The 19,733-nt window shown below is 73.2% G+C and carries 15 protein-coding genes; 13 read left to right on the plus strand and 2 right to left on the minus strand.

Annotated features, from left to right (window positions below; translation table 11 throughout):
• Positions 1 to 69 precede the first annotated feature (69 nt).
• On the plus strand, positions 70 to 444 hold the full coding sequence (locus ACZ4VA_RS33695; protein ID WP_355794479.1) for a peptidase inhibitor family I36 protein: 375 nt from the start codon (positions 70 to 72) through the stop codon (positions 442 to 444).
• Positions 445 to 1,080: 636 nt separating this feature from the next.
• On the opposite strand, the gene ACZ4VA_RS33700 is transcribed toward ACZ4VA_RS33695, so the two are convergent.
• Positions 1,081 to 1,716, minus strand: coding sequence for a hypothetical protein (locus tag ACZ4VA_RS33700; RefSeq protein ID WP_356244662.1), 636 nt, complete (start codon positions 1,714 to 1,716; stop codon positions 1,081 to 1,083).
• Positions 1,717 to 2,835: 1,119 nt separating this feature from the next.
• Here ACZ4VA_RS33700 and ACZ4VA_RS33705 point away from each other — a divergent pair.
• From ACZ4VA_RS33705 to ACZ4VA_RS33755, 11 genes are all read left to right on the plus strand, one after another.
• Complete coding sequence (locus tag ACZ4VA_RS33705; protein ID WP_355789101.1) at positions 2,836 to 3,012, plus strand: hypothetical protein; 177 nt, start codon at positions 2,836 to 2,838, stop codon at positions 3,010 to 3,012.
• Between the two features lie 85 nt (positions 3,013 to 3,097).
• Positions 3,098 to 3,964 carry a JmjC domain-containing protein gene (locus tag ACZ4VA_RS33710; RefSeq protein WP_355789104.1) on the plus strand — a complete coding sequence of 289 codons (867 nt, stop codon included), beginning with the start codon at positions 3,098 to 3,100 and terminating at the stop codon, positions 3,962 to 3,964.
• Positions 3,964 to 5,583: a JmjC domain-containing protein gene (locus ACZ4VA_RS33715; RefSeq protein WP_468083760.1), complete on the plus strand. Its 1,620-nt coding sequence runs from the start codon at positions 3,964 to 3,966 to the stop codon at positions 5,581 to 5,583. The genes ACZ4VA_RS33710 and ACZ4VA_RS33715 overlap by 1 nt, the downstream gene beginning before the upstream one ends.
• 161 nt (positions 5,584 to 5,744) lie before the next feature.
• Complete coding sequence (locus ACZ4VA_RS33720; RefSeq protein WP_468083762.1) at positions 5,745 to 7,046, plus strand: YcaO-like family protein; 1,302 nt, start codon at positions 5,745 to 5,747, stop codon at positions 7,044 to 7,046.
• Complete coding sequence (locus tag ACZ4VA_RS33725) at positions 7,043 to 8,674, plus strand: TfuA-like protein (RefSeq protein ID WP_468083763.1); 1,632 nt, start codon at positions 7,043 to 7,045, stop codon at positions 8,672 to 8,674. The genes ACZ4VA_RS33720 and ACZ4VA_RS33725 overlap by 4 nt, the downstream gene beginning before the upstream one ends.
• A 113-nt stretch (positions 8,675 to 8,787) precedes the next feature.
• Positions 8,788 to 11,631, plus strand: a complete 2,844-nt coding sequence (locus tag ACZ4VA_RS33730) for an alpha/beta hydrolase family protein (protein WP_468083765.1) — start codon at positions 8,788 to 8,790, stop codon at positions 11,629 to 11,631.
• Positions 11,628 to 12,788 (plus strand): AAC(3) family N-acetyltransferase, encoded by a 1,161-nt coding sequence (locus ACZ4VA_RS33735; protein WP_468083767.1) that lies wholly within the window; start codon positions 11,628 to 11,630, stop codon positions 12,786 to 12,788. Before ACZ4VA_RS33730 ends, ACZ4VA_RS33735 begins: the two co-directional genes overlap by 4 nt.
• Positions 12,785 to 13,483, plus strand: coding sequence for a GNAT family N-acetyltransferase (locus tag ACZ4VA_RS33740; RefSeq protein ID WP_468083769.1), 699 nt, complete (start codon positions 12,785 to 12,787; stop codon positions 13,481 to 13,483). The genes ACZ4VA_RS33735 and ACZ4VA_RS33740 overlap by 4 nt, the downstream gene beginning before the upstream one ends.
• Positions 13,484 to 13,492: 9 nt before the next feature.
• The gene (locus tag ACZ4VA_RS33745) at positions 13,493 to 14,809 is read left to right on the plus strand and encodes a M16 family metallopeptidase (protein ID WP_356169097.1); all 1,317 of its coding nucleotides are present in this window, start codon (positions 13,493 to 13,495) and stop codon (positions 14,807 to 14,809) included.
• Between the two features lie 437 nt (positions 14,810 to 15,246).
• Positions 15,247 to 16,521: a M16 family metallopeptidase gene (locus ACZ4VA_RS33750; RefSeq protein WP_468083771.1), complete on the plus strand. Its 1,275-nt coding sequence runs from the start codon at positions 15,247 to 15,249 to the stop codon at positions 16,519 to 16,521.
• Between the two features lie 138 nt (positions 16,522 to 16,659).
• The gene (locus tag ACZ4VA_RS33755; RefSeq protein ID WP_468083773.1) at positions 16,660 to 18,072 is read left to right on the plus strand and encodes an MFS transporter; all 1,413 of its coding nucleotides are present in this window, start codon (positions 16,660 to 16,662) and stop codon (positions 18,070 to 18,072) included.
• Between the two features lie 88 nt (positions 18,073 to 18,160).
• Here ACZ4VA_RS33755 and ACZ4VA_RS33760 read toward each other — a convergent pair whose 3' ends face one another.
• Positions 18,161 to 18,685 carry a hypothetical protein gene (locus tag ACZ4VA_RS33760; protein ID WP_355787495.1) on the minus strand — a complete coding sequence of 175 codons (525 nt, stop codon included), beginning with the start codon at positions 18,683 to 18,685 and terminating at the stop codon, positions 18,161 to 18,163.
• Between the two features lie 344 nt (positions 18,686 to 19,029).
• Here ACZ4VA_RS33760 and ACZ4VA_RS33765 point away from each other — a divergent pair, with 344 nt between their 5' ends.
• Positions 19,030 to 19,488 (plus strand): nuclear transport factor 2 family protein, encoded by a 459-nt coding sequence (locus tag ACZ4VA_RS33765; protein ID WP_468083775.1) that lies wholly within the window; start codon positions 19,030 to 19,032, stop codon positions 19,486 to 19,488.
• Positions 19,489 to 19,733 lie beyond the last annotated feature (245 nt).

Consider the following 19,733-nt stretch of genomic DNA (forward strand, 5'->3'; position numbering starts at 1 on the left):
CGACTGCGACGCCGCCCCGGAGGCGGCCGCGTCAATCAGGCGAGCCACGGACATCCCAGGGAGCCCACTGTGCGCACTTCCGTCTTCGTCACCGCCGCCGTGTCCGCCGCCGTCGGCGTCGTGACCGCCGTCGCCCCCGCGGCCTTCGCCGAACCCGACCCGTCAGGCTGCCCGAAGGAGTACTTCTGCATCTACGCGGGGGAGGGCCAGACCGGTGCGGTGGTGCTCAAGGTCACCGACAACTGGAGCGGCAGCGTCTCCGGCCGGTCCGTATTCAACAACGGCATCCCCTACCCGGGCGCCGACCACGTCCAGCTCACCTGGACGTACAACGGCGGCACCTGGGAGGAGTGTGTGCACTACAACCCCGGCCCGGGGACATACAAGTACGACTTCGAGCCCGGTGTGACCTTCACTAAGGTGGTCTGGCGCGGCGAGTGCTGACCTCCCGTCAGGTACCGGCCCGTCGGCGCAGGGCGGCTGTAGCGGCCGCGCTTCTGCGACCTCATTGAGGAGTTCACCGTCCTCTTCCATGGCTGTCAGCCGACGGATCTTGACGAGTTCGGGCCGATTCACACTGGTCTGTACGAGGCGCACTTGAAGTTCGGCCATGCGGCTCGACGCTCTCTCGATCCGTCGCAGGAGCACGTTGGCCGGGCGTTGGCGGGTCCGTCGGCGTGGCACGGAGTCGAGTCCTATGCCCGAGGTGGTCATCCTGTGGATTGATCGGATGGCTGCGGATACGTGGGCCCCGATGATGAGAGGCGGCCGTTTCTGGGGGCCCTCCGAGGTACTCGTACTAGGCTCCCGCGGACGGCAACGTCTACAGGTTCCCAGCCTCCGCTACGTGCGACTTCGATCGTCTCGACATCTGCTGAGGGCACGTCGGCCCTGGGTGCGCTGCTGATGGTGTCCGGGTCGGAGGTCTTCGCAGTGACGGCCGCGTAGTGACGACGGTTGGACGTAGTGGCGGCCGGGACTCGGGTGGACCATGTTGCGCCGGGCGGGGGTTGCTCGTGTTGTGTGTCCGGTGGCGCGGTGGCGCGGTGGCGCGGTGGCCAGGCGTGGTTGGTGTGGGTGTCAGGTGGTGTGTGGGCTGGTGGGGTGGGGTGCCTGGTGGGGTGGTTGGTGTGTTGGGGGGAGGAGTCGTTGGTTGCCGTGTTCGTCGTGTACGGCGGTGTATCCGGCGTGGGTGAGTCGTTGTGTGATGTTTTTGCGGTGGGTGGCGCCGATGGTGAATGCGGCGGTGGCGAGCAGGGCGACCGCTGTGCCTGAGGTGAGTGCTTCGAGGGGGGATGTGTCGATGAGCATGAGGAGGGTCAGGGCGGCGCAGGCGAGGTAGGTCAGTGTCTTTTGGGTGCGGGTGGCGATGTAGAGGGCCATGACGTCGAAGGTGATGAGGTCTTTCAGCACGGCCACGGCGCCGGCGGCTTCGGGCAGTGGTGTGAGTGTGCCGTGTTTGAGGCCCGGTAGGGTTCCGCCGTTGCCGGCTTGGGGGTGGCGGGTGATGGTGGCTGCTTCGCGGACGCGTGCGTCTGGGTGGGGGTCGCGGTGCATCCGGACCTGGACGAGGGAGTTCTTGTATCCGGTCCTGTACGCCGTGGTGTAGGTGTAGCCGTACTGCTGCGCCACGTGTGCCAGGGCGGCTGCCTTGCGTGTGGTGCCCTGGGGGGCGATCTCGATGATGTCCTGCTGGCGGGCGATCTGCTGCAGCATCCCCGCTATGTGACGCTCGACGGACATCCTGTTTCCCCTCCCCCTGGGGGACCCTGTGCCTAGGGCCCGGCTGGCGCACAGCCTAGTACTCCGGCATGCCGCAGATCGTGGCAGATCGTGAGTGGCTGGACCGCGGGTGTCGCGCCGGTTCCGGGTACGCTGCGGTTTCCGCGTCCTGTTCTTCGCCGTGTCGACTACGCGGTCGCCGCTTGTGGTGCGCGCCTGGCCCGGCGCGTGGGTGCCGAGTCGCGTTGCACGGCTGCTCGTGGCCTGCGCTGACGGGGCGTCCGGGATGGTTGTGCCTGTGCCGGTGTTCTCGGGCGCGGCGGTCGTTTTTGGGGGCGTGTCAGTTCGAGCGAGGGTGCCGGTTCCGGGCCGGTGCGGGGAGTCTCGTGCGGGTGGGGGAGTGCGCGGGGTGCCCGGGTGTGGCTGTGTGGGAGGTCGGTGTGTGGTCCGCTCGGTGAGGGGCGGGTGCTGCCTGAGGGCCACGGCCACATACAGTGCCGCGCCGCCAGGCGACCGGGCTGCCCGCTGTGTGCTGCGGCTGGGCTGAGGGCTGAGGGCTGAGGGTTGCGGGCTGGCGGGGGGGGGGGGCTGGTGGGCTCGTGCTGGGGTGTGCCTCCGGGCAACCTCCTGCCTTGCGGTTGTGGGGTTGGGGTCTGTTGGGTGGTGTGCCGCCGCTGGTGGGTGGCTCGTGCTGTGGGCTGGGTTGAGTGTTGGTCGGTTTGTGCCGGGGCCGGTGCTCCACGCATGTGGGCTGTGGCGTCTTGGTGGGGGTGGGGGGTGTGTCCCGGCGGGTTGGTTGCGGTCTTGGGCGTGGCCGGGTGCGGGGGTGGGTCTCCGAGCAACCCCTCTTTGCTGGTGTGGTGGTGGGGGTTTGTTCGCTGCTCTCGGTGCGGTGTGTGGTGTGTTGGCCGGGTGGCGTGTCCTGGTGTCGTGGGCGGGGGTTGGTGCTGGTCTGGAGCGGGTTTCAGCGGGGGTTTCGGTGGGGGTTTGAGTGGGGTGTGAGGTGGTGGGCCGGGGGTGGCTCTAGTGGGGTGCGGGTGGGGGTTGAGGTGGGGGGTGTTGTGTTCGGGGCACGGCTGCTGATGGGCAGTGGCTGTCTTTGGAGGTTCTGGTATGGCTCTGCGTGATGTGTTCCAGTCCCTGAACGAGACCGATGCGCTGGCTTCTCCGGCGGAGTCGCGTCTGGCGGGTGAGGGTGTCCTGGACCCGGAGAAGGCTGCTGTGCTGAACAACACCGAGGAAGCCGCGGATGCTCCGATGACGGTCCTCAGCCAGATCAACGAGGCCTGAACCGTCAGGTGAGCTGCGCGGGGTTGCCCGGGGGCCTTGGCCGGTTCCCGGGCGGCCCCGCGGGCCGGGAAGGTGGGCATCCGCTATGAGTACAGCCACTGTTTGGCCTGCCGCTCTGACCGGCAGGCTGTTCCAGGACGCCGTGTGGGGCGTCTCGCATCATGTGGAGAGGCAGGCCCTGAACCTTGGGGGGCTGCTCACGGTTGAGCGGGTTCGGCGTCTTTTGGACGCGAGTTTGCTGAAGTGGCCTTACTTCACGCTCCTCAAGCACGGTGAGGTGCCCACGGTGTCGTCGTACACCGTGCAGCGGGATGTGATCGGGCACAAGGTCGCCGGGTTCGCCGATCCGGGTGCGGTTGCCCGGCATATGGCCGGTGGTGCCACGTTGAAGCTGAACCAGGTCGCCGACTGGCACCGGCCCACCCGGGATCTGGCGGGGCAGCTGGAGGATTTGTTGCCGGTGGCGGTGAACTCCTACCTGTTCTGGACACCGGAGGAGTCCCGGGGGATGCTGCCGCACCGGGATGCCGCGCATGTGCTGGTCGTGCAGCTGGAGGGCTGTAAGGAGTGGCATCTGTATGCCGCGCCGGAGCAGATCGGTGCCTCGGCCGGCCTGGACGTGGATGCGGCCCGTCCCTCGCATGTGTTCACGCTGGAGCCGGGGGATGTGATGTATCTGCCGCACGGCTGGCCGCATGATGCCATCGCCCGGGGCGGGGACTCGGTGCATCTGACGTTCACGCTCACCGAGCCGACGCCCGAAGACCTCATCGACGCGTTCCTGCGCCGGTTCGTGGAGGACGAGAACGACCTGGTGCACCACTTCCACACCCGTGCGCTCGCGGCGCGTACCAGCGAGGTCCGTGCCGCACTGAGTGCACAGGCCCAGACGTTGGACGGTGCCCGCTGGACGCGTACGGCGCTTGAGACGATGCGGGAGGCGATCGGCTGATGACCACCACGACCACCGGCCCCACCCCGGCCACCACCAGCCCCACCCCGGCCACCACCAGCCCCGACCCGGCCACTGCCGGCCCCAGCGAAGCCAGCCTGCCGGCCACCACCAGCCCCAACCCGGCCGCCGCCGGCCCCAGCGAAGCCAGCCTGCCAGCCGCCACCGGCTCCGGCCCGGCTGCTACCGGCCCCGTCGCGGGCCCCGACGTGGCCGCCCTGCCCTGCGTCGCGGGTCCGGGTGAGACCACCGCGCCGGCCGCCGACGCGGCCACCTCGCCCGTCACGGGCCCGGGTGGGGGCACTTCACCGTCCACCAGCACAGGCGAGACCACGGTCGCCGGCTCCGGCGTGAGCACGGCGCCGGCCTCCGGTAGGAGCGATGCCGCTGCGGCGGTCGCCGGTTCCGGCGTGAGTGTCCCGCCAGTCACCGCCGGGTCGGGCGTGGCCGCTGTACCGGCTGCGGGTGTGCCCGCTTCGCCTGGCACGGCTGCCGCTGCCACCGCTGCCGTTGGCGCGGCTGGTGCCGACACGGCTGCCGCCGGCACAGCCGCTGCTGGCACGGCTGGTGCCGACACGGGTGCCGCTGCCACCGCTACTGCTGCTGGCACGGTTGGTGCCGGCACGGGTGCCAGCGGTTCGGGCGCTGGCGCTGTGCCGGATGCAGGCTCCGGTGTAGCGGTGGTGTCTGTCACCGACGCCACCGCCACCGATGCTGATGCTGCTGGTGTGGTGGGTGGAGGTGGGGTGCCTGGTTGTCTGGAGGATGTGGTCGGTGATGTGGAGGCCTTTTTCCGGGTGCATTGGGCGGGGCAGCCGGTGGTGTTGCGTGCGCCGGGTGATCTGTCGGGCCTGATCACGGAGGAGGAGATGTGGGAGGAGGTCGAGTGTGGTCTGCTCTCCCGCCCGTATTTCACGGTGTTCAACGAGGGTGTACGGACCGCGATCAGTGACATGACGCGTCGGCGGCGTGTGGTGGGCCATGAACTGCCCGGGTTCATCGAGCCGGCGCAGATCCGTGAGGATTTCGCGCAGGGCGCGACGTTCAAGTTCAACCAGGCCGAGCACTGGCATCCCCGTATCCGGGCGCTGGTCAAGGCGATGGAGCCGCACTTCGCCGGGGGGCTGGAGGCGTTTGTGTTCCTCAGCCCGCCGGGCAAGACCGCGATGCAGGCCCACACCGACGGCGCGCACGTGTTCATCCTGCAGGTCGCCGGGGTCAAGGACTGGGTGGTGGGCCGTATCGACGCCACCTCCACCAGCGATTCGTCCCTGCACGAGGGACCCATCGCCGACCACGCGCGTAGGGAGGTGACGCTGCGGCCCGGTGATGTGCTGTACATGCCGCACGGCACTCCCCACTATGCGACGGCCCGTGAGGGCAACTCCATTCATGTCGCGATCACCATCGAGGAACCGACCGCGGAGAATCTGGCCGAGGTCGTCCTTGCCGGCTTTTTGGGCAGCGCGCCCGTGACCGCCCTGCATGAGCGTCATCATCAGTACCGGCTGGGGGAGCGCACCGAGTTGCTGCGCCGGGCACTGGCGGAATACCTGCGGGGCGTGGACGAGGACGCGGTCACGGCGGCCGCGGTCACATTGCGCAGGCAGCACCGATGACCGCCGCGCGCACGGCGGGTGCCGCGACCACGGTAGGCGCGGCGACCGCGGCGGGCACGGCGACCGCGGCGGGCACGGCGACCACGGCAGGCGCAGCGACCACGGCGGGCACGGCGACCACGGCGACCGTGGCGGGTGCGGGTGGGCGGTGGGCTTCTTGGATGAGCGGCGGCGGGCGGGCGGCCGTCACCCGGGGCACGGTGCGTACCTGCTCGCTGGAGCAGACCTGGCAGCGGCTTGTTCCGCTGCTGGCGGGCCGGGGGATCACCAGGGTTGCGGACCTGACGGGGCTGGATGTTCTCAATGTGCCGGTGTGGACGGCGATCCGGCCTGCCGCGGCCACGTTGAGTGCGAGCGCGGGCAAGGGGCTCTCCCATACGGCGGCCCGGATCTCGGCTGTCATGGAGTCGCTGGAGGTCGCCGCCGCCGAGCAGGCGCGTGTGCCTGTCGTGGTGCGCGATGCTGCCCGCGCGCTGGCTCCGGGCTATGGGGTGGGTGAACTGTCTTTGCATCCGGTGTCGTTGGTGGATGAGCGCACGGTGCTGGAGTGGACCTGCGGCTGGGATCTGGCGGCCGGGGCGCCTGCGCTGGTGCCGGCGGCCGCGGTGGGATTGCGCGGCTGGGCCGGTGACGGCTGGCAGCCCGCCACCTTCCTGACCACGACCAACGGTCTGGCCTCGGGCAACGACCATGTCGAGGCCACCGTGCACGCCCTGCTGGAAGTCGCCGAACGTGACGCGCTGGCCCGCCTGCGCGAAGGTGATGCGATCGCCACCGACCTGGACAGCGTCGGGGAGCGGCTGGGTCCGGTCATCGAGCGGATCCACGCCGCCGGCGCCGACGTCGCCCTGGAACGCATCCCCTCCCTGCCCGGCACCTTCACCTACACCTGCTGGCTCACCCAGCCCGAGATGTGGCAGATCTTCGCCGGGTCGGGCTGTCACACCGATCCCGCGATCGCCGCCGAACGGGCCCTGCTGGAAGCCGTCCAGAGCCGCGCCTGCGCCATCAGCGGCGGCCGCGACGACATCCCCGAATGGACGTTCCGGCCCCTGGCCGCCGCCCCCACCGGCCGGCTGCGGCCCGCCCCCCGGCACACCGAACCCCTCCCCACCGGCCAGAACGCCGCCCCGACCGGCCAGAACGCCATCCCCGGCCATGCCACCGCCAGTCAGGGCGCCAGCCCCGGCGATGCGACCGCCGGCCGGAACGTCATCGCCGGCGATGCGACTGCCGGCCGGGACGCCACCCCGACCGGCCGGGGTGCGGCTGTCACGTTGGGTGGGGTGCTCGAGCAGTTGGTGGCCGCTGTGCACCAGGCCACCGGACGGCCCGTGATCACCACCGACCTCACCCCTCACGAGCAGCCGTGGCCCGCGGTCGTCCAGGTCTTCGCCCCGGGCCTTGGACTGGCCCTGGAACACCCCCGCCCGCAGACCCTCGCCAGCAGGAGCCACCCGTGAGCCGCCGCATCGCCTTCGTCGGCCCGACCCTCGCCCCCCACCAGCGCCCCGCCGGCCCCTTCGAATACCGGCCCCCCATACGCCACGGCGACCTCTTCGACCTGTGCCTGCGCCCCGGCGACCAGATCCTGATCGTGGACGGCGTCTACCAGCACTACGCGCCCATCCGCCACAAAGAGATCCTCGCCCAGCTCGCCCGCGGCGTGCACATCGCCGGCACCGCCAGCCTGGGCGCCCTGCGCGCCGCGGAACTGGCCGACTTCGGCATGCAGGGCATCGGCCACGTCTTCACCGAAGCCCGCGCCGGCCGCCTGAACGCCGACGCCGACGTCGCCGTCCTGCACACCGACGACGACGCCGGCGCCCACCGCCTCACCCACGCCCTGATCTGCATACGCCACGCCCTGACCGAACTCCTCGACACCCGCCGCCTGACCACCCAGCAGGCCACCGGCCTGCACCAGGCGGCCGCGGCACTGCACTTCACCGAACGCTCCACCGCCGCCCTGCGCCACGCCGCCCGCCACGACCGGCCCGCCATGGACCTGCTCCTTCACCACCTGGACACCCACGGCGACATCAAAGCCCGCGACGCCCGCCACGCCCTGAACACCCTCACCAGTACACCTACGCCCGCGCCCGCCACCGCACCGCTCCCGGCGTCCGTGTCTAAGCCAACGCCGGTGCCGGCAGCCGCCATTGCGCAGACCTCCGCGCCCGCGCCGACACCGGTGCCGGCTGCCGCCTCTGCGCCCGCGTCGGCTGCTGCCCTCACGGCCACCGCCGCCCCCGCGCCGGTCCTTGCTACCGCTTCTACGCCCGGTCCTGTTCCTGCGCGGGATGCGGCCCTCGCTGGTGCTGGTGCTGGTACTCGTGGTGTGGGGCGTCGTGGGGCTGAGGCGTGGACGAGTTCCTACGGGCGGCAGTGGGACTTCGAGCACCGGCCCCTCAAGCCGGGTTCGCCGGTCAGCGCCCGGACCGCTCTGGCCTGTCTGCAACTGTTCGCGGCCGACTTCCCCGAACGTCACCGCGCCTACACCCTGCGCCTGGCCGCCGCCACCGTCGCCGCCGGTGGCACTACCGCCGCCAGTGGTACTACTACCGGCCCCGGCACCGGCGCCGGGGCTGCGCGAAGTGCCGCTGGTGCTGGTGCTGGTGCTGGCGGTGGTAGTGGTGGTGCGGGGCGGCTTTTGGCTGCGGCGGGTTTCGCGCCCGCGCCTCGCCCCGATGCTCAGCTGGCCCGTGCCACCCAGGCCACCGCCGATTGGAGCACCGATGAGCGTCTGCTGGCCCGTACGTTCCGTCTGCCGCCGGGCCGTCTGGTCTACCAGGACCTGCCCGCCGAAGCTGTGACCGGCACCACCTTGGACGAACTGCAGGCGTACTGCCTGAGACTGCTGCGCACTTCCTCGAGCCCGGTCACGTCCACTGCCCGGCGTCACGCCCTGCTGCGTGAGCTGTGGCAGGCCACATCCGAGCACGAGTACCGGCTGTGCGCTCTGGAACGCGGCCTGTGCGACACCACCGAAGCCGCCCGCCTGGCCGGCCTCTTCGACCTCGCCCTCATCGCCCGCCTCGCCCACGCCGACGTCCCCGCCCACGTCCCTGCTCCCGCGGCCGCGCGATGACCACCACCCCGGTCGTCCCGCCCACTCCGGTCGTCCCGCCCGCCCCGGTTGTCCCGGCTGCTGCGCCTGCTGCGGCTTCCCCAGGTGCTTCGACATCTCCGGCTGCTGCGGCCGTGCCGTCCGCCGCGGCCACCCCGGCCACCCCGGCCGTGTCGGTCACCCCGGCTGGTTCGGCCGGTGGGGGTGGTGTGCTGGAGCGGGCTGTTGCCTGGGCGGAGGCGCTGTGCAGCGAACCACGTCCCGCTGATGTCGCCGCTTTTGGCGGGGAGGGGCTGCTGCTGCGGGTGGATGTGCCCACCCGCCACGGCGCGGAACAGCCTCACCTCGTCCACTACCGGCGCACCCGCGAGGGCCGCTGGGAGGCGGGCTGGACCATGCCCTGGGCCACCCAGGCCGTCGCGGTGGACGGCGGGTATGTGTGCGTGCGCCGTGAGCAGGGCCGCACCCTCATTGTCCGGCGTCCCGCAGGCGGCGGCCCTGAACAGGTCTTGTTCAGCACTCCCGGGCGGGCCGGCGCCCTCGCTGTTCGCCCGGGCGGCAGCGCGGTCGCGGTGAGCACCAGCACCTACGGCGGGCCGGGAGAACACCCCGAGGATGTGCTGGCCGGTTCCGACGCCGTCTGGGCGCAGGGCTGCGACATGACCCTCAGCCACGCCAAACAGCCGCAAGGTCCCTGGCAGGTCCACCTGCTCTCCCTGGACGGCGCCCCGCCCCGCGCCCTGACCCCGCACATGCCGGCGGGTCTGGCGCTGACCGGTGAGAGCGCCTGGAGCGGTCCCGCCACCCTCCTGTTGGGCGTCCAGCGCCACCACCGTGACGGGATCCGCCGCTTCGGACTCCTCGCCCAGACCCTCACCCCCCTCACCCCCCTCGCCCCGAACGCCGGCGACGACGCCGGCGGTGGGGGAGTGGTGGCCGAACTGTTCAGCGACAGCGTCGACTTGTGCTATCCCGTCCAGGGCGAGGACGGGCAGGTCGCCTACCTCGCCACCACGGTGCGCCGCGACAACGAGCCCGTCAGCCAGTACGCCTGTCTCCTGGACCACCTGTTGCAGCCGCGGCTGCTGCCCGCCCAGGGCGGGCTGTGGCAGCGTCCCGTGGGCTGGGACGGGCCCCGCCGCCTCCTCTGCACGGCCGAGTCCGGGCCCCGCCGCGGCCTGTACGTCCACGACCTGGACCACGGCACCTGGCAGCCGGTGCCGCTGCCCGCCTCGGTGACCAGCGCCCGTATCCACGCCGGCCGGGCCGCCGTGCTGACCTCCGCCCCCGACACCCCGCCCGCCCTCGACGTCACCACCCTCCCCACCACCACCCCCACCCCCGCCCCAGCCCCTGCTCCTGCTCCTGCTCCTGCTCCTGCGACCGTCACCGCCGCGACGCCCGGCACCACGCCCGCGCCCGCCACGCCGGCGTCCGCCGTCACCGCGTCCCCCTCCGCGCCCGCCGTGGTCGCGTCGGCTGCCACCACGCCCGCACCCGCGTCTGCCGTCGCCGCGCCCGCGGTCACCGCCCCCGCTGCCAGGGGGCGCGTTGTGGAGCGGGTGGTGGCGGCGGAGGCGCCCGTGCTGCCGGGCCGGCTCAGCTACCGGCCCCAGCGCATCCCCACCGCGGGCGGTGAGGTCGCCAGCTGGGTGTGCCTGCCCGAGGGGCCGCCCCGGGGCACCGTGGTCCTCTTCCACGGGGGCCCGTTCAAGAGCTGGAGCGACTGGTCCTGGCGGTGGAACCCGTGGCCGTTCGTCGCGTGCGGCTTCGCCGTGGTCCTGGTCGAGCCGCCGATGAGCCTGGGCTACCCCGACGCCGTGCGCACCGGCTGGCGTCAGTGGCGCGGCGGGACCGCCGCGTGCGCCGCCGCCCAGGTCGAGGCGGTCCGGGGCGCCGAGGGCCTGCTGGATTCCCCGCTCGCCCTGATGGGCGGCAGCTTCGGCGGCTACCTCGCCCTGACCACCGCCGAGACCCTCAACCCCGACCTGGTCGTCGCACACGCCGCGCCCCTGGACCTCGCCCAGGTCGCCGAGAGCAGCGACGTGGGCTGGCAGTGGATCCGCGAGTTCGGCGATCCCACCCACTGGCGTCCCCTCTACCAGCTCAACAGCCTCTTCCCACGCCCCGTGGCAGCCGGCACCCGGGTACTGCTCTCCCACGGACTGCAGGACGGACTCGTACCGCCCACCGAGACCCTGCGCACCCACCGTGCCCTGGCCCGTCAAGGAGTCCGCAGCGAAGTGGCGTTCTTCCGCTCCGAAGCCCACCCCCTGAGCCGGCCCGGCAACATCCGCGCCTGGTACCGCTGGGTCCTCAGCGCCACCACCGAAGAACTCACCCCACCCAACCAACCCACCCCACCCACCGGCGAACAACCCCCAGCCGCAGGCGCACAGCCTGCGTCCGCGGGTGAACAGGCCACGCGGGTCGGCGGGTTGGGGCCGCTGGACCGTGAACGGGGACTGCCCCCAGGCCCGAGTGCTGCCGCCCCCGCCGGGCGCCGGTGGCTCGCTGCGCCGCCGCTCGCCGACGTCCCGGCCGGTGACCGGCTCAGCTGGTCCGCAAGCCAGAGCACTCCGCCCGCGGGCCAAAGCCGCCCGGACGGCCGCGGGCCAGTCCCCGCCGCACGCGAAGACGCCCGGACCGGGACCGCCCGTGAACTCGCCCCGCCCGTCGCCGAGTCCGGCCCGGACACCGGAGCCGTCCCCGCCGGTGCGGCCGGTCGTACGGGAGCTACCCGCGACGGCCTCACCGCGACGGACAGCCTCACCGCAGCGGACGGCCTTACCGCGGCGGACGGTCTTACCGCGGCGGACGGCCTTACCGCGGCGGACGGCTTCCCAGCGGGGGCAGGCGCCCAGGCCATCGCGGCCGGCGTTCACGGCAGCTACGACAGTCATGACGGCCATGACGGCCATGACGGCCATGACGGTCATGGCGGTGCCGGCGGTCGTGGTGGGCGGGGGGCTTCATGAACAGCGGCCATGTCGTCACCCGGGACGTGCTCGCCCGCGGTCTGGCCGGTCTGGGGGTGCGGCCCGGCGCCACGGTCATCGCCCACACCTCGCTCAGTTCCTTCGGCTACGTCGTCGGCGGCGCCCACAGTGTGCTGCTCGCGTTGCGTGACGCGGTGGGCGCCGCGGGCACCCTGGTGATGCCCGCCTTCACCCCCCAGCTGTGCCACCCGCACACCTGGCGCCGCCCTGAACTGGCCCACGCCGCCGCCGATCCCGCGACCGCCGCACAGATGCCCTGCTTCGATGCACGGCGCACCCCCGTCGCCCGCACCATGGGCGTGCTGCCCGAGCTCCTGAGGACCCAGCCCGGCGCCCGCCGCTCCGGCCACCCCCACGTGTCGTTCACCGCGCAGGGGCCGCGCGCCGAACGGATCGTGGCCGAGCACCCCCTGGCCTGGCGGCTTGCCGCACACGGCCCGCTGGGCCGGTTGTGGGACTTGGACGCCACCGTGCTGCTGCTGGGCACCCGCTGGCAGAAATGCACCGCCCTGCACCTGGCCGAGTACGCCACCGCCTACCCGGGCCGGCGCGCCGGCTGGTGGTCGCTGCCCGTCCCCGGCCCCCTGGGGCGTACCTCGTGGCGGCAGGTGCCCGAACTCCTGGTGTGGGAAGGCGACTTCGACGCCCTGGGCGACGCCTATCAAGCAGCCGGCCGGCCGCTTGCCACCGCGCAGGTGGCCGGGGCGCTGTGCCGGGCCGTACCGCTGCGCGAACTGGTCACCTTCGCCTGCCAGTGGTTGGCCGACCACCGCGACCTGCGCCGCGGTCTGCCCCCGCCCGGCTGGCGCGACGTCATCCCCGCACCCCGCCCCCTGCCCCCCGGCCTCCTGCCCACCCCACCCCAGCCCGCCCCGCCCACCACACCCCAGTCCCACCTCCCCGACCCATCCGGCACACCCCAGTCCCACCTCCCCGACCCATCCGGCACACCCCAGTCCCACCTCCCCGACCCATCCGGCACACACCAGTCCCGCCTGCCCGACGTATCCGGCGCACTGCGGCCTTCCCCGCCCGACGCGCCGCAGTCGCGCCTGGCCGACGTATCCGGCGCACCGCTGTCGCGCCTGCTCGCCCCGCCGCAGCCCTGCCTCACAGCCACGGAGCCCACCCCATGACCGGCACCAGCACCACCAGCGGCCCGAGCGACACGAACGCCGCGACCGGCACCAGCACCACCAACAGCGCACCCGGCGCGAGCGGCACGGGCGGCCCCGCCGGAGTGGCCGGCACGGGCGGCCCCGCCGGTATGTCCGTTGCGAGTGATACGAGTGCTGTGGGTGGTTCGGGGGTGGTGGTGCTGCGGCCGGTGACCGCGGGTGATCTGGATCTGTTCGAGGGGGAGTTCGCCACCCAGGACGGTACGGGGGTGTTTCAGTGGTTCGGGTTCACTCCCGCTCACCGGCTGCGGGCCCGGCATGAGCAGGACGGCCTGCTGAGCCCGGACGGCGGTGTTTTGACGGTCACCGTGGCGGGGGCGGTGGCGGGCCGTGTGGAGTGGTTCGCCTCCGCCTGGGGCCGCCCGGACACCAGCACCTGCTGGACCCTTGCGATCGGCTTGTTCCCCGCCGCCCGCGGACGGGGTACCGGCACCCTCGCCCAGCGTCTGCTGGCCCGCTACCTCTTCGCCCACACCAGGGCCGAACGCCTCCAGGCCTGGACCGATCAGGCCAACCTCGCCGAGCAACGCGCCCTGCACAGAGCCGGGTTCACCCGCGAAGGCGTGCTGCGTTCGGCGCAGTGGCGCGGTGGGCGCTGGCACGACCAGGTCCTGTACTCGCTGCTGCGCACCGACCTTCCGCCAGGGGACTGAGGAGTTTCGATGAGCGTGCCGCCCACCACCTGGCGTCTGGCCAACGGCCTGCGCGTGCTGCTGCAGCCGCTGCCCGGCTGCCAGGTCGTCGCCACCTGCCTGCACGTGGGCACCGGTTTCCGTAACGAGCCCGTCGCGGGCGCCGCCCACCTGCTGGAACACGTCCTGGCGCAGGGCGCCTCCAGCAGCCGGCCCCTCACCGACGCCGTCGCCGCGTGCGGGGGCACCACCAACGCGCGTACCGCCGCCGACTACACCCAGTACACCGCCGTCCTGCCCGCCGGGGCGCTGGAGCTGGGACTGCGTATCGAGGCGGGCCGGCTCGGCGATCCCGACCTGGGCCAGAGCCATGTCGCGGCGCAGATCGCCGTGGTGCAGGCCGAGATCCGCCGCAACATGCTCCAGCGTCCGCACGGCGGGCTGGTTCTGTTCGACCTGCCCGCCCTGCTCCACGACAGCTGGCACAACCGGCACAACGGATACGGCGACATCGACGCCCTGATTGATCTCACCCCCGCCGCCCTCACCCGTTTCTTCGACGACTCCTACGCGCCCGCCGGCGTGCACCTGGCCCTGGTCGGCGACTTCGACCCCGCCCACGCCCGCGACCTCGTCGAACGCCACCTCGCCCCGCTGCCCCCACGCCCGCGCCCCGCCCCCGCCCACACCCCCGAGGGCCCGCTCACCACCGCCCGCCACGCCCACCGCGTGGAACGCATCTCCAAAACCGCCCGCACCGCGCTGGGCTTTCGCACCCCCGACCCGGCCACCCACCCCGGCGCCCACCTCGCCGCCGTCCTGCTGGGCGAACTCCTGGAAGAGCAGAACGGCGTCTGCGCCTGCCACCCGCACACCCGGACCTGGGGCGCCTACCGCACCCGCGCCCACCGCACCGGCAACCCCTTCGACGTCGCCCGTGACGCCCTGTTCGCCGTGGACTTCCCCCACCCGCCCGACACCGACGTCGAGGAAGCCGAACGGTGCCTGCGCGCCCAGCTGGCCGCCGTCGCCGCCGGCACCGTGCCGCTGACCGCACCCCTGGCCCGTATCCGCCGGCAACTCGCCCTGGCGCTGCACGCCGAACTGGACTCGGTGGCCAGCCAGGCGTCCTGGCTGTGCGTGGGAGCCGCCGTCCACGACGACCCCCGCTACCTCGCCGCCCTGCCCGGCGCACTGCACCGGCTCCCGGACAGTGAGGTGGCCGCCGCCGCGGCCCGCTACGCCACCGCCCCCGCCGCCCGCATCACCAGCCTCCCCACCCCCGCCACCGCCTCCACCGCCCCCGCCCGGCCGGCGGCCCCCAGCCGGACAGGAGCCGCGGCATGAACACCCCCACCACCCCCACACCCACCCCCGCGCCTGGTTCCGCCGCCACACCCGCGCCCGCGCTCGGTACCGCCACCGCGCCTGCCACCAAGCCCGGCCCGGCCACTCCACCCGCGCCCGGCCCCCGCCCGGCCACCACCCCCGCACCCGGCTCCGCGCCCGCGCCTGGTCCCGCCGCCACACCCGCGCCCGCGCTCGGTACCGCCACCGCGCCTGCCACCAAGCCCGGCCCGGCCACTCCACCCGCGCCCGGCCCCCGCCCGACCACAGCGCCCGCGCCCGGCCCTGCCACCGCGTCCGCCCTCACGCCCGGCCCCGCCGCCGCGCCCGGCCCCACCACCGCACCGGCACCCGCACCGGCACCCGCACCCGCACCCGCACCCGGTCCCGGTCCCGGTCCTGGTTCTGGTTCTGGTTCTGGTTCTGTCCTGGCTGCCATGCCGGTGCCCGTGCCGCATTTCGTCGCTCCCGCGCACCGGGAGCAGGCCACGGGCCGGGGCAGCGCCGTCGCTGTGCGGCGTACCGGTACGGGTGAACTGGCCGAGGGCAGGCTGCTGTTCCCGCTGCTGGCCGGACGGGGCCCGCATCAGGCGCGGACGGAGGTGATGGCCGAGGCGCTGCGTGCCACGCTCACCGAGGCGGTCGCCGATCTTGCGACCGTGCGGGTGGAGGCGCGCAGCGACCGGGCCGTGATCGCGGTGCGCACGTTCACCGCCGACTTCGCGGCCGCCTGCGCCCGGATCCGGGAGTGTCTGCAGGATGGGGTCCCGCATGAGGATCGGGTGGTGCGTGAGGCCGCCGAGCGTGTCGCGGGCCGGCTGAGCACGGCGGCGCCCGCCCCGACCCTGCTGGCCCGCACCCGCTTCCTGGCCGCCGTGTTCGGCCCCCACCCCTACGGCCAGGCCGCCACCGCCGCCGACGCCCGCGCCGTCACAGGCCCGGACACCGCGGCCCTGCTGCGCAGTGCGCCCGCGGCCCGCCGGCACGGCATCGCCGTCGGCCCGGGTCCCGCCGAGGAACTCCTCACCCAGGCCGCCGCCCTGCTGCCCCACCCCACACCCCCCACCACGGCCAGGGACCGGCCCGGGCCGCCTGTTCCTGTGCCGGCGGCTGCCCGGCGGGGGGATGTCACGGTGGTGCACCCGGCCACTCCGCAGTCCCTGCTGCGGCTGGGCGCCCTGCTGCCCGGCCGCGGCCACCACGACTACCCGGCCCTGCAACTGGCCGTCCTGATGCTCGGCGGCTACTACGCCAGCCGCCTCACCCGCGTCCTGCGCGAACGCGAGGGCCTGGCCTACGCACCGCGCGCCGTCCTTGACCCCCTTGGCCCCAACGCCGTCCTGACCGTCGAGGCCGACGTCCGCCACGACGGCGCCGTGCGCGCCCTGACGCTCATCGCCCAGGAGATGAACCGTCTGGCCGCCGGCGCGTTCACCGCGCAGGAACTGCGCAACGCCCAGAACTACGCGGTCGGCTGCATGGCGATGGCCTGCTCCTCCCGCTCTGGACTGGCCTCCACCTACGCCGCCGTCCTGGTCGGCAACCTGCCCGCCACCTGGCCGGCCGGCTACGAGGACCGGCTGCGCGCCCTGGACGCCGGCGACGTGGCCCGCGCCGCCGCCGCCCACCTGGCCCCGGACGCCCTGAGCACCGTGGCCATCGCCCCCGCCTGGACCCCCGGCCTGCCCCCGCCCGCCCCCCACCCCACCTGACCCCTCCGGCAACAGACCCGCCCGGCCCGGCCCGCAGGGGCCTGGCACGGACCGTTCCGGCACAGTGCGCTCCCACCACCCCCCTTCCACTCTCCGGGGGGGGTGCGGGGGGCTTTGACGAGATGGGACCCACGGCTTGTGAAGACGTTCATCCAGCGCACGTTCTCCTCGCTGCGCGGCCCGGCCCGCACGCTGGGGGCGCTGCACTTCGCCGATAGCCTCGGCAACGGCCTGTTCATGGCCGGCTCCGCGGTCTACTTCGTGAGCGTGGCCGGCCTGCCCGCCACCGTCGTCGGCCTGGGCCTGTCCCTGGCGGGCCTGAGCGGTTTCGCCGCCAGCCTCCTCTTCGGCCGGCTCAGCGACCGGGTGGGCGCCCGCCGCCTGCTCGCCGTCCTGCTGCTCCTCTTGGCCGGCGCCTACGCCCTCTACCCGGCCGTGCACTCACCGGCCGCCTACTTCCCCGTCGTCGTGGTCACCGGCGCCCTGGAATACGGGTGCGGGCCCGCCTTCGGCGCTCTGATCGCCGAACTGGTCCCCGAGGGCGAACGGGTCACCGCCCGCGCGGCCCTGCGTTCCCTGTTCAACGCCGGGTTCTCGGCCGGGGCGCTGGCCGCCGCCTCACTCATCTCGCTCGGCCAGGACGCCCTGCGCCTGCTGCCGCTGGGCAACGGCCTCACCTTCCTCCTGGCGGCCGCGCTGGTCCTGAAACTGCCCCCCACCCCCACCCCCACCACCAGTACCGGCGGCAAGGGCGGTAAGGGCGGCAGGGGGTTCGGTGTGCTGCGTGACGGGCCCTTCCTCGCCGTCATCGGCGCCTCCAGCCTGCTCGCCCTGCACAGCGCGGTCCTGCTCGCGGGGATACCGCTGTGGATCGTGCGCACCACCTCCCTGCCCCACGGCGTCGTCCCGCTGATCCTGGCCGTCAACACCGTCCTGGTGGTCTGCTTCCAGGTCGCGGCGGCCCGCGGCTCGGAGAACCTGGACGGCGCTGTGGGCGCGGCCCGCCGGGCGGGACTGGTCAGCGTGCTGGCCTGCGCCGCCCTGGCCGCGGGCACCCTCACCGGATCCGTCGGCACCGGCGTGCTCGCGCTGGCCGCGGTCCTGCTGTTCACCCTGGCCGAACTGTGGCAGTCCGCCAGCGGCTTCGGCCTGGGCTTCGCACTCGCCCCCGAACAGGCACGCGGCGAATACCTGGGCGCCTTCCACCTCCACGTGGTCATCCAGGCCACCCTGGGACCGGCCCTGGTGTGCTTCCTGGTCCTTGGCCACACCTCCCTGGGCTGGCTGGCCCTGGCGGCCTTCTTCCTGGCCGGCACCGCCGCCATCGGCCCCGCCGTCACCGCCGCCCGCCGCAACCTGCCCACCCCACCCGACCCCACCACCCCCCAACCCACCGCGCCCACGGCACACGCCGAGCCCACCGCGCCCACTGCACACGCCGAGCCCACCGCGCCCACGGCACACACCGAGCCCACCGAGGCTGCCGGGTCTGCGGAGCCTGCCGGGGCCGCCGCACACGCCGGACCCGCACCCCAGCCCCGGACCACCTGAGCTGCACCGGGCACACGACGCGGGGCACGAGGCGCCGGGCGCGGGGTGCGGGCCGCGCCGGAAGCGGGTACCGGGTCGTGCGGGCCGGTCACTGCCCGGCCGGCACTCCCAGGTCGTGGCGCATGGCGCCGCGCATGCTCCTGAGCAGGTCCCACACCGCGTGCTGGGCCCGGGCCGCGCTCTCCAGCGTCTCGCCCGGGTTCGGGGCACCGTGTTCCAGGCGCCTGACCTGGCCGTAGACCTCGTTCAGGGCCTTGTTGACGGTGCTCGCGTGCTGCAGAACATGCTCGGGGGCGATCATCTGCGCCTCGGAGTACCGGTCGCGGTGCGCGTTCTTCGCCGCTTCGAGTGCCTCGATGTCGCCGTCCTGCACAGCGCGTTCGTGCAGTACGTGCAGATGGCGGTTGAGGGCGGTGGTGAACTGCCGGGCGTCCCGGTTGAGTTCCCCGTAGCAGGCGCGCCGCAGGAGACGGTTCTCGCGGGTCTCCTCATGCGCGTGCACCAGCTCGATCTCCCGGCGCTTGGCCCGCTCCACGCCGCGCTGGGTCAGCAGCGCGCCGCCCAGGGTTCCCGCGACACCCGCCACCGCGATGATCACCGAGCCGAGATCCACCGGCGTAACCCCCTGTCGCAGGTCGTCGGCCGCCCACTGCACCCGGCCCCCGGCCGTCCAGTGTGCCCCCTCCGCACGCCAGGACAGGCGATGCAGACCCCTCCCGCAACTCCGTTGGTTTCCGGGGCGCTTGAGGGGTTTTTGACAGATGCTCGATCGCTGCCGCAGACACTGCCTCTACCGAGTCCACACCGGCCCGCCGGCCACCCGCAGAGCACCCTGAACCCACAGAGCTTTCGGTGGACTGGCGACCCGCGACCCCCTCTCTTTTTTGCATCCTCCACGGCGATGTACCCACGCGCCCTGAGCCACGGACATGGACGGAAAGCGGAGGCTTTGAGATCATGACCGTCGAGTTGGTGGCAACCGGCGAACACCCCACGCCGAGCCAGGAGTTCGCCGCCCTGTACGCACAGGTCCAGCAGTTCTACACGCACCAGTTGCAGCTGCTGGACACCCACGACACCCCATCCTTGGCGGCCACCTTCACTAAGGACGCCGTCCTCGAACTGCCCGCGCCCGCCACGCCGTTGCCGGCCCGCGAGGCACTCGCCCGCTACCCGCGCGCCGGCGCGGCACGGCTGCGCGGCTCCGGCGCCCGCCTCACCCACTGGCTCGGCATGCTCGACGTGCAGCCCCGCACCGAGAACCTGCACACCCGCTGCTCGGCCCTGGTGCACCAGACACCGGTCACCGGCGGCTCCAAAATCTTGTACGTGTGCGTGATGCACGACGTCCTGGTGCACACCGGCGGCACATGGCGCATCGCGCACCGCCGGATCACCCGCGACGACCTCACCTGACCCCGACCGACCGGCCGCCCCGACCCGAGCCAACCCAGACCCGAGCGGATCCGAACTGGCCTCGGCCCGACCCCACTCGAACTGCCCCTTGCGAGGGCGTAGTTGGCCGGTGGCGCGGCCCGCCCGCCCCGGGGGGTGTCGAGGAGTGCTGCAGGTGAACTCGACGTTCCGCCCGCGGCGCGCGACGCGCAGGCGGAGGGCTGCCTAGAGTGGGCCGTGCTCATCACCTCCCTGTCCGCGCCCGC

The organism is Streptomyces sp. NPDC028308 (genome assembly GCF_055565855.1).